The organism is Streptomyces sp. DvalAA-14, from assembly GCF_900091855.1.
GTDB lineage: Bacteria > Actinomycetota > Actinomycetes > Streptomycetales > Streptomycetaceae > Actinacidiphila.
Map to the genome: position 1 here is coordinate 97,828 of NZ_FMCH01000221.1, position 14,999 is coordinate 112,826.

7 protein-coding genes and 2 pseudogenes are annotated in these 14,999 nt (G+C 73.8%); 6 read left to right on the plus strand and 3 right to left on the minus strand.

The window, feature by feature from the left end:
• Positions 1-220: 220 nt before the first annotated feature.
• Both GA0115240_RS11610 and GA0115240_RS11615 read left to right on the plus strand, forming a co-directional pair.
• On the plus strand, positions 221-793 hold the full coding sequence (locus GA0115240_RS11610) for a hypothetical protein (protein WP_093736602.1): 573 nt from the start codon (positions 221-223) through the stop codon (positions 791-793).
• Between the two features lie 26 nt (positions 794-819).
• Positions 820-2,409, plus strand: coding sequence for a DUF7059 domain-containing protein (locus tag GA0115240_RS11615; RefSeq protein WP_176725043.1), 1,590 nt, complete (start codon positions 820-822; stop codon positions 2,407-2,409).
• Positions 2,410-2,478: 69 nt separating this feature from the next.
• Here the strand turns inward: GA0115240_RS11615 and GA0115240_RS11620 are convergent, their stop codons facing one another.
• The 3 genes and pseudogenes from GA0115240_RS11620 to GA0115240_RS38025 form a co-directional block, all read right to left on the minus strand.
• Positions 2,479-2,925, minus strand: a complete 447-nt coding sequence (locus GA0115240_RS11620; RefSeq protein WP_370673319.1) for a DUF2752 domain-containing protein — start codon at positions 2,923-2,925, stop codon at positions 2,479-2,481.
• A pseudogene (locus GA0115240_RS11625) lies at positions 2,918-3,470 on the minus strand (TM2 domain-containing protein). The gene GA0115240_RS11620 and the pseudogene GA0115240_RS11625 overlap by 8 nt, the downstream one beginning before the upstream one ends.
• A gap of 74 nt (positions 3,471-3,544) precedes the next feature.
• A complete protein-coding gene (locus GA0115240_RS38025; protein ID WP_093736593.1) occupies positions 3,545-3,898 on the minus strand; it encodes an ABC transporter permease in 354 nt (117 codons plus the stop codon).
• A 51-nt stretch (positions 3,899-3,949) separates the two neighbouring features.
• On the opposite strand from GA0115240_RS38025, the pseudogene GA0115240_RS11635 reads away from it, so the two are divergent.
• From GA0115240_RS11635 to GA0115240_RS11650, 4 genes and pseudogenes are all read left to right on the plus strand, one after another.
• Positions 3,950-4,732, plus strand: a pseudogene (locus tag GA0115240_RS11635) (ATP-binding protein); the annotation flags it as partial.
• Positions 4,733-5,198: 466 nt separating this feature from the next.
• Positions 5,199-7,985: a type I DNA topoisomerase gene (gene topA / locus GA0115240_RS11640; RefSeq protein WP_093736594.1), complete on the plus strand. Its 2,787-nt coding sequence runs from the start codon at positions 5,199-5,201 to the stop codon at positions 7,983-7,985.
• A 297-nt stretch (positions 7,986-8,282) separates the two neighbouring features.
• On the plus strand, positions 8,283-11,651 hold the full coding sequence (tmk, locus tag GA0115240_RS11645) for a dTMP kinase (protein WP_093736595.1): 3,369 nt from the start codon (positions 8,283-8,285) through the stop codon (positions 11,649-11,651).
• Positions 11,652-11,826: 175 nt separating this feature from the next.
• On the plus strand, positions 11,827-14,999 hold a 3,173-nt coding region (locus tag GA0115240_RS11650; RefSeq protein ID WP_093736605.1), incomplete at its 3' end, for a BTAD domain-containing putative transcriptional regulator.

Here is a 14,999-nt window from a genome sequence, read left to right on the forward strand (position 1 = left end):
CGCCGCCGCGTCCGCGCGCACCCGCGCCCGCCCCGCACACATCCGCACACCCGGCCCCCCGCGCCCGAAAAAACGGTCAACAAAGCTGCTACGAATGGCTTGAATATCGGACGAATCCGATCAGATCAGGTCAGGAATTCACGGGGGGTACCCCTCATCCGTGTAAGTTCCAGGGCGGTAAGGCCGCGGTAGGGCCACGGAAGGGAACCATCCGGTGAAGGTGAACACCAAGCTCTTGCCCGCGCTGTGCGGTACGACGGCCGTGCTGCTGGCGCTGTCGGGCTGCAGCAGCGACAACACCGGCAAGAAGCGCGACGCGTGGGCGAAGGGCGTCTGCGACCAGGCCGCCGCCCAGTTCAAGAAGATCGACGACGCCAACACCGCGATCAGCAAGGTGAACAGCGGCGGCAAGCCGCAGGACGTGCAGCGCGCCGACTCGGCCGTCTTCCAGACGATCTCCACCGCGTACAAGTCGCTGGGCGGCATCTTCAGCGCGGCCGGCCCCGCGCCCGGCGGTTCCGAAGGCGCGGAGTTCCAGCAGAACGGGGTGTCCGTCTTCAACGGCCTGTCGTCGCAGTACGCCGATCTGAAGAAGCAGGTCGACGGCCTCGACACCGCCAACCAGTCGAAGTTCGCCGACGGCCTCAAGGGTGTGTCCGACCTGCTCAACACGACGACCGCCAAGGCCAAGACGTCGCTGGACACCCTCGACCAGGGCGTCACCGGCAAGGCCCTCGCCAAGCAGCCCGGCTGCCAGCGGGTCGCCGGCGTCCCGTCCCCGTCGGCTTCCTGACGATCGGCGTCCGCGACAATGACTCCGTGAGCAAGCCCCTCCTCCCCGCCCCCGGTACTGCCGCTCGGCTGCGTGACGAACTGCGCGCCGCGGCCTTCACCGCGGACGGCTGCCTCGAACTGCTCGGCGCTGTGGCCTACGCGGCCCTGTCCCGCGCCGAGACCGTCCCGGCGCTGCGCGCCACCCGGGGCGGCAGCCCCCTGGAAACCCTGGTCCGGCTCTTCCTGCTCCAACAGCCCGTCTCCCGCGAGCGGGCCGGCGCCGCGCTGAAGGAGCTGGACCGCTACGAGGCCGACGGATGGCTGCAGGACGACGGGGCGGCCGGCCTGCGCGCCACCGTGGACGTACGCCCCTACGCGCAGGACGCGGGTAAGGACTGGTGGATCGTCTCGGACCTCGGCTGCGCGGTCGGCGGGGCCGGCGGTATCGGCAGCGCGCCCGGGGTGGCGCGGACCGATCTCGTGCTCGGCGTCGGTGGGGCGTCCACCACACTGGCCGGGCTCACCGTGCGGCAGCCCTTCGCCACCGCCCTGGACCTCGGTACCGGCTCCGGCATCCAGGCACTGCACGCCGCCCGCCACGCCACGCGGGTGACGGCCACCGACGTCAATCCGCGGGCCCTGCACTTCGCCCGGCTCACCCTCGCGCTGTCCGGCGTGCCGGCGGCGGATCTGCGGCAGGGCGGGCTCTTCGAGCCGGTGGCCGGGGAGCGGTACGACCTGATCGTCTCCAATCCGCCGTTCGTGATCTCGCCCAGCGGCCTCGGCCCCGATGCCGGCCTCGGCGACGGTTCTGGCCCCGGCACGGGCCCCGGCCCCGGCCCCGGCGCCAGCGGCCGGCTCACCTACCGCGACGGCGGCATGGCGGGGGACGACCTGTGCCGCACCCTCGTCCAGCAGTCGGCCGACCACCTCAACGACGGCGGCTGGTGCCAGCTGCTCGCCAACTGGCAGCACATCGAGGGGCAGGACTGGCGGGACCGCCTCGCCTCCTGGGTGCCGCCGGGCTGCGACGCGTGGATCGTGCAGCGGGAGGTGCAGGACGTTGCGCAGTACGCCGAGCTGTGGCTGCGCGACAGCGGGGACCACCGGGGGGACCCGGCCGCGTACGCCGCCCGCTACGACGCATGGCTCGCCGAATTCGAGCGGGCCGCGGTGAACGGCATCGGCTTCGGCTGGATCACGCTGCGCAAGTCCGGCGCGGTGCGGCCCGCCGTCACCGTGGAGGAGTGGCCGCACCCGGTGGAGCAGCCGCTCGGCACGCACATCGCGGACTGGTTCGCCCGGCAGGACTTCCTGCGCGCCCACGACGACGCGGCCCTGCTGGAAGCCCGCTTCACCCTCGCGCCCGACGTCGTCCAGGAACAGGTGGGACTGCCCGGCGCGGAGGACCCGGAGCACGTGGTGCTGCGTTCGGCTCGCGGCATGCGGCGCGCCACCAAGGTGGACACGGTCGGCGCGGGCTTCGCCGGCGTCTGCGACGGTACGCTGCCGGCTGGCCGGATCCTGGACGCGATCGCCCAACTGCTGCGCGAGGACCCGGTCATACTGCGGGACCGTACGCCGCAGGCGATCCGGCTGCTGGTCGAGCAGGGGTTCCTGGAGCCGGTGCGCTGAGCGGCGGGCGCCGGCGGTGAGCGACCAGCCGCCGCACCCCCCGGGCGCCGCCGGCCTGACCGGCGCGCGTCAGCGCACGTTGCGGACGACCGTCCACGCCACCGCGGCCGCCAGCAGCGCGTACTGCGCCCGAGCGTTCAGCATCAGCGGCCGGCGGCGCCCGCGCAGCCCGTCGACGAACCAGCGGCCGCCCAGCACCAGGGCGAACGGCAGCAGGAGCAGCATCAGCGCGTTCTCGTGGAACGCCCGCAGCGGCTCACCGTGCAGCAGGTCGTAGGCGAGCCGGGTGCCGCCGCAGGCCGGGCAGAGCAGGCCGGTCAGCCAGTTGAACGGGCAGCGCGGCAGCCAGTGCCCGCTCTGGTGCGGGTCGGTGCGGTAGAGGTACGCGGACGCCGCGATGCCCGCCCCCAGCGTCACCAGCGGAGCGACGGCCGGATGCAGACGTCGTCCGGGCCCGGCGGGCCGGCGCACCGCGGTGGATACGGGTACGCCGGCCTGCCGGAGCTGATCAGCCACGCAGCACCCGCCCCTGCGCGTCGGTCTGGTCCCGGCCGGCCAGCAGGATGATGCCGTCCACCAGCGCCCAGATGCCGCAGCCGCCGCAGGTGAAGAGCTGGGCGAGCGCTATCCCGGTGTGGCCGGTGTAGAAGCGGCCGACGCCGAAGGTGCCGAGGAAGAGCTGCAGTACGCCCGCGGTGACCTTCGACTTCTCCGAGTACGGGCGCCCGTAGGGGTCGTAGCCGTAGGGCGCGTTCGGGTCGCCGGTGTAGGTGCCCGGCACGGGCCCGTAGCCGGGGGGCTGCTGCGGGTAGCCGTAGCCGGCCTGCGGTCCGCCGGGCGGCGGCGCGGACGGCCCTCCTTGCGGGTAGCCGTAGCCCGGATTGCCGTAGCCGGGAGTGCCGTAGCCGGGAGTGCCGTACCCGGGGGTGCCATTGCCCGGGGCCCCCTCGGCCCGGACCGGCGCCCCCCGGCGGCGGGTAGCCGTAGCCCGGCGCGGATCCGGGCTGTTCGTACGGGTTCTTGCCGTACGGATTCTCCTCGTACGGATTCTGGTCGGACAAGGCCGTTCCCCCTGACGGTGCGTTGATGTGGTTCCATCCTCGCAGCCGATCGGGCGGTCCGTCTCGCTCGGGGCTCAGGTCGTCGCGAGGGCCTCGGTCGGGGTGAGGCGGGCCGCGAGGACGCCGATGACCGCGCCCGCGATGCCGCCGGGTGCCGACAGGATGACGGCTTCGGTGAGGAACTGGCGGCGGATCTGGCCCCGGTTGGCGTCCGGGGGCCGGGCGCAGCCAGATCGCACCGTCAGGTGGGTGTTGGCGACCGCGGCGGCGTCGGTGACCGGAGCGATCCGCCGGGCCGTCGCGTCCGTTTCCACTGGCAGTCGGACCGGCGGGGTCTGGTCGGGCTGCGGCTGGGCCTGGAGCATGTTGGTGCCGAGCGCGGTGAGCTGGGTGAGCAGCGCCCGCCGGCTGGAGGCCGGGCGGCTCAACCGCAACTTCGGCTGGAGTTGGCGGGCCGCCCCATTCGGCAGCCGGGCCGCGGCGCCGCCACTTTCCTCGGCCTGTCCCCCGGCAACCGGATCAGGATCGCCGAGGTCACCGGGCTCGCCCTGCTGCTCACCCTCACCGTCGCCCTCACCGCGCTGGCCGGCACCCGGATGATCCGGCCGCAGCGCGCGCTGGCCGGGGCCGCCCGGCGGATGACCGAGGGCGATCTGACGCCGGGGTCGCGGTGCGGGCGGGCGACGAGATCGGCGGGGTGGTCGCCGCGTGTAACACCATGTCGGAGAAGCGCGAGGAGTCCGAGGGCCTGCGCAAGGCCATGGTCAGCGACGTGGCGCACGAGCTGCGCACTCCGCTGAGCAACATCCGCGGCCGAGACCCTGCTGCTCCAGCACGTCATCGACGACCTGCGGGACCTGAACCCGGCCGATGCCGGCGAGCTGCGGCTGCACCGGGAGGAGACCGACCTCGCGGACCTCCTCGGCCAGGCGGCAGGCGGTCGGCAATCCGGTGTCGAACGCGGTACGGCACACCCCGCCCGGGAGGCCGTCACCCTGCGGGCGCGCATCGAGGACGGCCGGGCGGTGCCGGAGGTGGCCGACACCGGGTCCGGCATCCCGCCCGAGGAGCTGCCCCGGCTCTTCGACCGCTTCTGGCGGGCGGAGAAGTCCCGCAGCGGGCAGACCGGGGGCAGTGGGCAGGACCTTTCCATCGTCCGCAAGCTCGCCGAGGCGCACGGCGGGACGGTTTCCGCGACCGGCGCCGAGGGCCGCGGGTCGGTGTTCACCGTCACTCTCCCGGTGCTTCCTCAGGGCGGGTGAGCGTCGCCGGTACCGGTAGGGGTATTGATAAGGGTGCCGACAGGTCCGCGGTGCGGTCGCGGTCGGCCCGGCCCTCCGTTTCCGGTCCGATCAACCGACTGATCCCAGCCGGATCGCCACCGGATCCCAGCCGGATCTGGACCGGATCTGCACTGGATCGCCGCCCCGTCCGGGTGCGGTCCCGGCCCGATGGGGCTCCGTTTTCCGTGCCGCAGCCGTGCCGCAGCCGTGCCGCTCCCGTGCCGCCGGAGGGTGACGCGGACCGGTGGCAGGGCCGGAGAACAGGCATTTTCGGGCGGGATCCAGCCCGGGGACGTAGCCTGCATGAGGACCCCGACAGTGTGGATAGAACGTACATCGGGTTACCGTTCGAGTGGCGTTGTGGACTTTTCCCGTTTGACACGGGACCAGGAGGTACGGTCACACTCCGCAGCGACACCCCTTCGACCCGGAGAGAAGAGCGAAGTTGTCCCCGACCCGCGAGACCGCACACAGCGGCCGCCGACTCGTCATCGTCGAGTCGCCTGCCAAGGCGAAGACGATCAAGGGCTATCTCGGCCCTGGATACGTCGTCGAGGCCAGCGTCGGGCACATCCGCGACCTCCCCAACGGGGCCGCCGAAGTGCCGGCGGAGTACAAAGGCCAGCCGTGGGCACGGCTCGGTGTCAATGTGGACAGCGATTTCGAGCCGATCTACGTCGTCAACGCCGACAAGAAGGCTCAGGTCAAGAAGCTCAAGGATCTCCTCAAGGACTCCGACGAACTATTCCTGGCCACCGATGAGGACCGCGAGGGCGAGGCCATCGCCTGGCATTTGCAGGAAATCCTCAAGCCCAAGGTTCCGGTGCACCGGATGGTGTTCCACGAGATCACCAAGGACGCGATCCAGGAAGCCGTCCGCAATCCGCGTGAGCTGAACCAGCGACTGGTGGACGCGCAGGAGACCCGCCGTATCCTCGACCGGCTCTACGGCTACGAGGTCTCCCCGGTGCTGTGGAAGAAGGTCATGCCGCGGCTGTCGGCCGGCCGCGTGCAGTCGGTGGCCACGCGGCTGGTCGTCGAGCGCGAGCGGGAGCGGATCGCCTTCCGCACCGCCTCCTACTGGGACCTGACCGGCACCTTCGACACCGGCCGGCCCGGCGACGCCGCCGACCCGTCGACACTCGTCGCCCGGCTCATCGCCGTCGACGGCCGCCGCGTCGCCCAGGGCCGCGACTTCGACGCCTCGACCGGAGCCCTCAAGGACAGCGCGAACGTCCTGCACCTGGACGAGACGAACGCCCGGGCGCTGGCCGCCGCGCTCGCCGAGAGCCGCTTCTCGGTCCGCAGCGTCGAGTCCAAGCCGTACCGGCGCTCGCCGTACGCCCCGTTCCGTACCACCACCTTGCAGCAGGAGGCCTCGCGCAAGCTCGGCTTTGGTGCGAAGGCCACCATGCAGGTGGCGCAGAAGCTGTACGAGAACGGCTTCATCACGTACATGCGTACCGACTCCACCACGCTGTCGGAGACCGCGATCCGCGCCGCCCGCGCCCAGGTCACCCAGCTCTACGGCGCCGACTACCTGCCGGACAAGCCGCGCGTCTACACCGGCAAGGTGAAGAACGCCCAGGAGGCGCACGAGGCGATCCGCCCGTCCGGCGACCGCTTCCGCACCCCCGCCGAGACCGGTCTGACCGGCGATCAGTTCCGGCTCTACGAGCTGATCTGGATGCGGACCGTCGCCTCCCAGATGAAGGACGCGGTCGGCCAGTCCGTGACCGTCAAGGTCGGCGGGTCCGCCGTCGACGGCCGGGACGCCGAGTTCTCCGCCTCCGGCAAGATCATCACCTTCCACGGCTTCCTCAAGGCCTACGTCGAAGGCGCCGACGACCCCAACGCCGAACTCGACGACCGCGAGCGCCGGTTGCCGCAGGTCAGCGAGGGCGACCCGCTGACCGCCGAGCAGATCACCGCCGACGGCCACGCCACCAAGCCGCCGGCCCGCTACACCGAGGCCTCGCTGGTCAAGGAGCTGGAGGAGCGGGAGATCGGCCGCCCGTCCACCTACGCCACGATCCTCGGCACCATCCTCGACCGCGGCTACGTCTTCAAGAAGGGCACCGCGCTCGTCCCGACCTTCCTGTCCTTCGCGGTGGTCAACCTGCTGGAGAAGCACTTCGGCTGGCTGGTCGACTACGACTTCACCGCCTCGATGGAGGACGACCTCGACCGGATCGCCCGCGGCGAAGCCCAGTCGGTGCCGTGGCTGCGGCGCTTCTACTTCGGCGCCGAGCCCAACGGCGGCCCCCCGGTCGCGGTCACCGGCAACGGCGACGGGGACCACCTCGGCGGCCTCAAGGAACTCGTCGAGGACCTCGGCGCCATCGACGCCCGGGAGATCTCCTCCTTCCCGGTCGGCGAGGGCATCATGCTGCGCGTCGGCCGCTACGGCGCCTACGTCGAGAAGGGCGAGCGCGGCGAGGAGGACCACCAGCGGTCCGACGTCCCCGACGAACTGCCGCCGGACGAGATGACCGTCGAGTTCGCCGAGGAGCTGTTCGCCCGGCCCAGCGGCGACTTCGAGCTCGGCACCGACCCCGAGACGGGCCGGCCGATCATCGCCAGGGACGGCCGCTACGGCCCCTACGTCACCGAGGTCCTGCCCGAGGACACCCCGAAGACCGGCAAGAACGCGATCAAGCCGCGGACCGCCTCCCTCTTCAAGTCGATGGCCCTCGACACGGTCACCCTGCAGGACGCGCTCAAGCTCATGTCCCTGCCCCGGGTGGTCGGCACCGACGCCGAAGGCGTCGAGATCACCGCGCAGAACGGCCGCTACGGGCCCTACCTGAAAAAGGGCACCGACTCGCGCTCGCTGGAGACCGAGGACCAGCTCTTCGACATCACCCTCGACGAGGCGCTGGCCATCTACGCCCAGCCCAAGGCCCGCGGCCGCGCCGCCGCCAAGCCCCCGCTGAAGGAACTCGGCACCGACCCGGTCAGCGAGCGCCCCGTCGTCGTCAAGGACGGCCGCTTCGGCCCCTACGTCACCGACGGCGAGACCAACGCGACGCTGCGCCGCGACGACGAGGTCGAAAGCATCACCCCCGAGCGCGGCTACGAACTCCTCGCGGAGAAGCGCGCCAAGGCCCCGGCCAAGAAGACCGCCAAGAAGGCCCCGGCCAAGAAGACTACCGCCGCCAAGAAGGCCCCGGCGAAGAAGGCCGCCCCCAAGAAAGCCGCGGCCAAGAAAACCTCCAGCTCCGCCGAGTAGCTCCGCCGAGTAGCTCCGCCGGGTAGCTCCGCCCCCGCAAGGGTGGTGGAACCGGACGCAGGCTTGACCGGGGGCGCCGGGGGCACCCCCGGGCGGAGTCCGGGGGCGGAACCGCGCGACCAGCCGGCCAGCGGCGGACGGCCCGGCGTCGACCGCAACCGTCCCCGCCGGACGGCACCCGCCCACCCCTGCCAGACGGCGGCCGCCCACCCCTGTCGGACGGCACCCGCCGACCCCCGGAGGCCGGCGGCCGGGTCGGCACCCCGAACCCCGGCGGCAAGCCGTTAGGCTGTCGGGATGACGCCATCCGAGCAGCCGAACCAGCCCGCGGACGTCACCGACGCGTTCGCCGCCGACCTCGCGGCGGACTCCCGTGAGCGGGCCGTCGGAGCGCTGCTGAAGATCCCGGCGCTGCGCAGGCTGTGGAGCGCCCAGTTGACCGGCGCGGTCGCCGACCGCCTCGGCCTGCTGGCGTTGCTCGTCCTGACCGTGCAGGCCGTCGCCGCCTCCGGTTCCTTCGGCGGCGGCTACCGGGGCATCGCCCTCGCCACCGCCGCGGTGCTGGCCGCCCGGCTGATCGCCACCCTGCTCTTCGGCGCTGTCCTGCTGGGCCCGCTGTCCGCGCTGACGGACGCGAGCGGCCCGCTCGACCGCCGCTGGACCATGATCGGCGCCGATGCCCTGCGGCTCGCCGTCTTCATCGTCGCGCCGCTGTGGGTCACCTGGGTGCCGGGCAGCGCCCATCTGTGGCTGCTCGCCTCCGCGTTCGTCACCGGCCTGGCCGAGCGGCTGTGGACCGTGGCCAAGGACGGCGCCGCCCCCTCGCTGCTGCCGTCGCCCGGGGACACGTCCGTCCGGCCCGCCCCCGACCACCTGGCCACGCTGCAGCGCCTCTCGCTGCGTACCAGCTTCGTCGCGCTGCCGCTGGCCGCCGCCGCCCTCGTTGTGATCACCCTGGTCAACACGCTGATCGGGGTGGGAGTCGACTGGTTCCATCTGCACCAGGTCGCACTCGCGTCCTACGTGGCCGCCGGGCTCTTCTCCTCCTCCGTCGCGGTCCTCTTCCTGCTCGAACTGCCCTCGGAGACCGCCGCCCGTCCGCGTTCCCCGCTGGAGGGCCTGCGGCTGCCGAAGGGTCCGGCAGGCGCCGAACGCGGCCGGAGCGGCGCGCTGCCGCTGCTCGTCCTGGCCACCTCGGGGGTGGCCGGCGCGATCGGCGCCGCCGTGGGCCTGGCGATCCTGCACGCCCGCGACCTCGGCTTCGGCCCGGTCGGCTTCGGGCTGCTGGTGTTCGCCCTCACCGCCGGCACGGTCATCGGCATCCGCGTCGCCCCGCGCACCCTGCCCGGCCTGTCCCGGCGCCGGCTGCTGTCGCTGGCCATCGGCGTCACCGGGCTCGGCCTGCTGCTGACCGGCGCCGTCGGCGACCAGACCACCGTGCTGCTGCTGGCCCTGCTCTCCGGAGTCGGCGCCGGCATCACCGCCAACACCGGGCACGTCCTGATCGAGCAGGAGGCCGAGGAGCCCCGCCGGGCCCGTACCACCGAGCATCTGCAGGCCGTGGCCCGCGCGGTGGTCGCCGTCGCCGCGATCGGCGCGCCGCTGCTGGCCGCGGCGATCGGCCCGCACCGAATCCACCAGGGCCACTTCACCTTCGACCACGGCGGCGCCGCCTACACGCTGATCCTGATCGGCGCGCTGCTGCTGCCGATCGCCGCGCTCGTCCTGGGCAAGATCGACGACCGCAGCGGCGTACCGCTCCGGCGTGATCTGCGCGAGGCGCTGCGCGGCGGCGAACCGGCCGCCGCTCCCGCCGCCAGCGGCTTCTTCATCGCCGTCGAGGGCGGCGACGGCGCCGGCAAGTCCACGCAGGTGGAAGCGCTGGCCGACTGGATCCGCAGCAAGGGCCACGAAGTCGTCGTCACCCGCGAGCCCGGCGCCACCGCCGTCGGCAAGCGACTGCGCTCCATCCTGCTCGACGTCTCGTCGGCCGGGATCTCGCACCGCGCCGAGGCCCTGCTGTACGCGGCGGACCGCGCGGAACACGTCGACAGCGTGGTCCGGCCCGCCCTGGCCCGCGGGGCGGTCGTCATCTCCGACCGCTACATCGACTCCTCGGTCGCCTACCAGGGCGCGGGCCGCGACCTGGCCCCCACCGAGATCGCCCGGATCAACCGCTGGGCCACCAGCGGGCTCATCCCGCACCTGACCGTGCTGCTCGACGTCTCCCCGGAAACCGCCCGCGAGCGGTTCACCGAGGCGCCCGACCGGCTCGAGTCCGAACCGGCCGCCTTCCATCGGCGGGTACGGGCCGGCTTCCTGACACTCGCCGCCGCCGACCCGGCCCGCTACCTGGTGGTGGACGCCGGGCAGGCGCCCGAAGCGGTCACCACCGTCGTACGCCACCGGCTCGACCAGCTCCTCCCGCTGTCCGAACAGGAAATAGCCGCCCGTGCCGAGGCCGAGCGCAAGGCCGCGGCCGAAGCGGCCCGCCTCGTCGCCGAGGAGGCCGCCCGCAAGGCGGCCGAGGAGCGTGCCGCCCGCGAACGCCAGGCACAGCTGGAAAAGCTCCGCCGCGAGGAGGAGGAGCGTCGCCTGGCCGCCGAGGAGGCCGCGCGCCGCGAGGTCGCCGAGCGCCAGGCCGCGCAGGAGGCCGAGGCCGCCCGGCTCCGCCAGGAGGAAGCCGACCGGATCGCCGCCGAGGAGGCGGCCCGCCGCGAGGCGGAGGAAGCGGCCCGCGCCGCCGAGCAGGAACGGCTGCGCCGCCTCGCCGAGGAGCAGGCGCGGCTGCGTTCGGAGGCGGACGAGCGGCGCCAGGAGAAGCAGCGCAAGGCCGAGGAGGCGCTGCTGCGTGCCGAGTCGGCGCGGACGGCTGCCGCTGCGGCCGCCGCCGCAGCGGACACCACACCGGACCGCGTGGCGGACGACCGGGCGGAAGACCCGGCGGACGGGACCGCGGACGAGACAGCCGTGCTCCGGGCGGTGGCTCCGGCGGACCGGAGCGAGGCCGAGGAGACGGCGGTGCTCCCGGCCGTCGTTCCCGAGCAGCCGGCCGAGCGGGACACAGCATCAGGGTCCGGGTCCGGGTCCGCGTCCGGAACCGGGTCCGGGTCGGGATCCGGGTCGGGATCCGACGAGAACACGACCGTCATGACCCCGGTGCCGGCCCCCGTATTCCAGGATTCGGAGGAGACCCGGGAGACGACCCGGGTGCTGCCGCCGGTCGTACCGCAGGAGCCGGAGCGGCCGGCAGCCCCGGCGAAGGCGCAGCGGCCGGTGACCCCCGCCGCCCCGGCCACCCCGGTGCAGGCGGAGGAGCCCCGGCGGTCGCCCAGCGCCGAAGCGGACGAAACGGCCGTGCTGCCCGCCGCCCGGGAGGCCGACTCCCCGACCGACCGGGTGCCGGAATGGCTCTTCCGTCCCGAGCGCCCGGAGGGCGAACACACCCGCGAGCTCCCCCAGCCCAAGGCCCGGCCGACGTCCCACTCGACGTCCCACTCGACGTCCCACTCGACGTCTCAGCCGGCGTCCCAGCCCAAGCCCCGCTCCCGCCCCCGCCCCGACTGGGCCGAGGAAACCCCCCTGGACGACCTCCCCACCCTCGCCGACGAACTCCTGGGCCCCCACGACGAAGAGGGCCCGGACAGCCCGCAGCGCCCCCGCTGAGCCCCGCGCCGGGGCATCTCCCGGCCGTCTCCGCCCGGCCGTCTCCGCCCGGCCGTCTCCGCCCGGCCGTCGGCCGGGGGAGCGCCGGCGGGTCGTCCGCGCGGCTCGGGTGCCCGGGACCGCGGCCGCCCCGCGTTCGACGGCGAACGGGCCGGTGGACGGGGAGAATGGACGCGTGCGCTACTCGGTGCTGGGATCAACACAGGTGTGGGACGGCGATACTCCCGTCCCCCTCGGAGGAGGCAAGCTCAGAGCCCTCCTCACGGTCCTGGCTGTCCGCGCCGGCGAACCCGTCACGCCGCACGTCCTGATCGACGAGATATGGGCCGACACCCCGCCCACCGACAGCGGCGGCGCCCTGCAAGCACTCGTCGCTCGCCTCCGCAGGACCCTCGGCCGGGACACGATCACCTCCGGGCCGGGCGGCTACTGCCTCAACACCCCCCGCGACACCGTCGACCTGCACCACTTCGAGACCCTGCTGCGTACCGGCGAGGCCCAGCTGCGGACCGGCACCCCGGCGGAAGCCGCCCGTACCCTCGGCCGCGCCCTGGAGCTGTGGCGGGGGCCGGCGCTGGCCGACCTGCCGGACCGGCCGACCGCCGCCGCCCGCCCGGAAGCGCTGCGGCTGTCCGCGCTCCGGCTGCGCGTCGAGGCCGACCTCCAACTGGGCAGGGCGGCGGACGCACTGCCGACGCTGGAGGAAGCGGTCGCCGACCATCCACTGGACGAGGCCTTCCGGGCCCAGCTGATCAGGGCGCTGCGGTCCGCGGGCCGCACCGCCGACGCCCTGGTGGCGTACGACGACGCCAGGACCGTACTCGCGGAAACGCTGGGCGCCGATCCGGGCCCCGAACTCCGCTTGCTGCACGCCGAGTTGTTGCAGCAGCACGAGCCTCCCCAGCCGCAGGCCCCGGTCCGCAAGCAGAACGGCAACCTCCGGGCCCGCCTGACCAGCTTCGTCGGCCGGGAGTCCGAACTCCGCGACATCGCTCAGGACTTGGCGGCCGGCCGCCTCGTCACGCTCACCGGCCCGGGCGGTTCCGGAAAGACCCGGCTCGCCCAGGAAGCCGCCGAGGGGGCCGCCGAACCGTATCCCGACGGCGTCTGGCTGGCCGAACTCGCCCCGCTGGACGACCCCGGCGCCATCCCGCACGCCGTCCTGAGCGCGCTGGGCCGGCGCGACACCCTGGTCCTCTCGACGCCCGGCCGCGACCCGATGAAACCGGACGCCACCGCCGAGGACCCGACGGCCCGGCTGCTGGAGCACTGCGCGCCGCGCCGCCTGCTGCTGGTGCTGGACAACTGTGAGCACCTGATCGCCGCCGCCGCCCACCTGACCGCCGAACTGCTCGCCGAGTGCCCGTATGTCACGGTGCTGGCCACCAGCCGCGAGCCGCTGGGGGTGCCCGGCGAGGTGGTACGGCCGGTCGAACCGCTGCTGCCGCTGCCCGCCCACCAACTGTTCGCCGAGCGGGCCGCCACCGTACGACCGGGCAGCTACGACAGCGCCGAGGACGACGCCGCGATCCGGGAGATCTGCCGCCGTCTCGACGGCCTGCCGCTGGCGATCGAGCTGGCCGCCGCCCGGCTGCGAGCCCTGTCGCCCCGGCAGATCGCCGACCGTCTCGACGACCGCTTCCGCTTGCTGACCAGCGGCAGCCGGACCGTACTGCCCCGCCAGCAGACGCTGCGCGCGGTGGTCGACTGGAGCTGGGACCTGCTGGACGAGCCGGAGCGGGCGACGCTGTGCGCGCTCAGTGTCTTCGCCGGCGGCTGCACGCTGGCCGCGGCGGAGGCGGTGTGCGGGCCGGACGCCCTGGAGACGGTGGCGACCCTGGTCGACAAGTCCCTGGTGGTGGCGGTGCACGGGCTGCCCGGCGGGACCCGCTACCGGCTGCTGGAGACCATCCACGAGTACGCGGCCGAGCGCGCCGCCGGCCCAGCCGGGGAACTGGCCGCGGCTGCGGGCCGGCACACCGCCTACTACCGCGACCTGGTCCGGGAGACCGATCCGCAGCTGCGCGGCGCCGACCAGTTGCGCCGGCTGGAGGAGCTGGAGACCGAGCTGGACAACGTCAGGGCCGCCCTGCACCGCGCCCTGGAGGCGCGCGACGAGGCGGACGCCCTGGCGATCACGCTGGCCATGGGCTGGTTCTGGTGGCTGCGCAACTATCAGGACGAGGCGGCCGGCTGGCTGCGGCGGGTCACCGAACTCGGCGGCGAGCCGCCCGCCGACGAGAGCGACCCGATGTACTGGCCGCGCTTCGACCTGCGGTTGCTGTACTTCTTCGTGATCAGCGATCACGCCTCCGAGGAGCAGTGGTCGAGCCAGGAGTCGCGGGACACCGCCCAGCAACTGGTCGCCGCCTACCGGGTCGGCGGGCCGGCCGCCGCCCGCTTCCCCGGTCTGCTGTGGCCGTTCAGCCTCTACATGCTGGGCGGCAACGACGCGGCCCGCCGCCACACCGACGCCGTGGTCGCCAACTGCCGGGTCCACGGCGGGGACTGGGAGCTGGCGGCGGCTTTGATGTTCCGCACCCACATCCTGGTCGACTCGCCCGGCGGCATCGAGGCCGCCGACGTCGACTGGGCCGAGCTGCAGGAACTCAGCGCGGGCCTGGGGGACCGCTGGATGCGCGCCCAAGTGCACGGCGCGAACGCCGAGATCGCCACCGCCCGCGGCCACTACGCCAAGGCATATGTCGAGTTCGAGGCCGCCCACCGGCTCGGGCGGGAACTGGGCGCCGTCAGTGAGGGCGCCTTTCTGCTCGGCCGGATGGCGGAGCTGGCGCACCGCTCCGGTGACGACGAGCGGGCGGCCGAGCTGCTCGACCAGGCCGAGGAGGAAGCCGAGCGGTACGCGGTGCGGGACGCGCAGACGTACATCCGCTATCTGCGGGCGGTGCTGCTGCTGCGGCGCGGCGAGTCGGCCGGGGCCCGCGAGCTGGCCGAGCTGGCCGCCGGGCACATCGCGGACGGCACGCCACCGCCGGTGTTCCGGGTGCTGCTGCTGGCGCTGACCGCCCGGATCACCGCCGCCGAGGGCGATCCGAGCGGCGCGCTGGCCGGTCTGGCCGGGGCGGCCCGGATGGCGCTGGACGTGGGCTGCACCGAGCCGGTGGTGGCCGCCCAGCTGGACTCTGCGGCCGAGGTCCTGGTCGCGCTCGGCGACCCGCGCTCCGCGGTGACGCTCACGGCCGCCGCGGACGGCGTTCGCGGACCCCTGCCGCGGACCGTGCCCGAGCGGGAGGCCGACGAGGCGGTGCAGCGTCGCGCGGCGGCGCGGCTGGCTCCGGCTGGACTGGCGGCGGCGCGGGCGGCGGGCGCGGCTCTGGACCGGGAGGG

Excerpts from the sequence above, each read along its gene's own strand:
- tmk (WP_093736595.1), top strand. The coding sequence starts at position 8,283 with ATGACGCCATCCGAGCAGCCGAACCAGCCCGCGGACGTCACCGACGCG.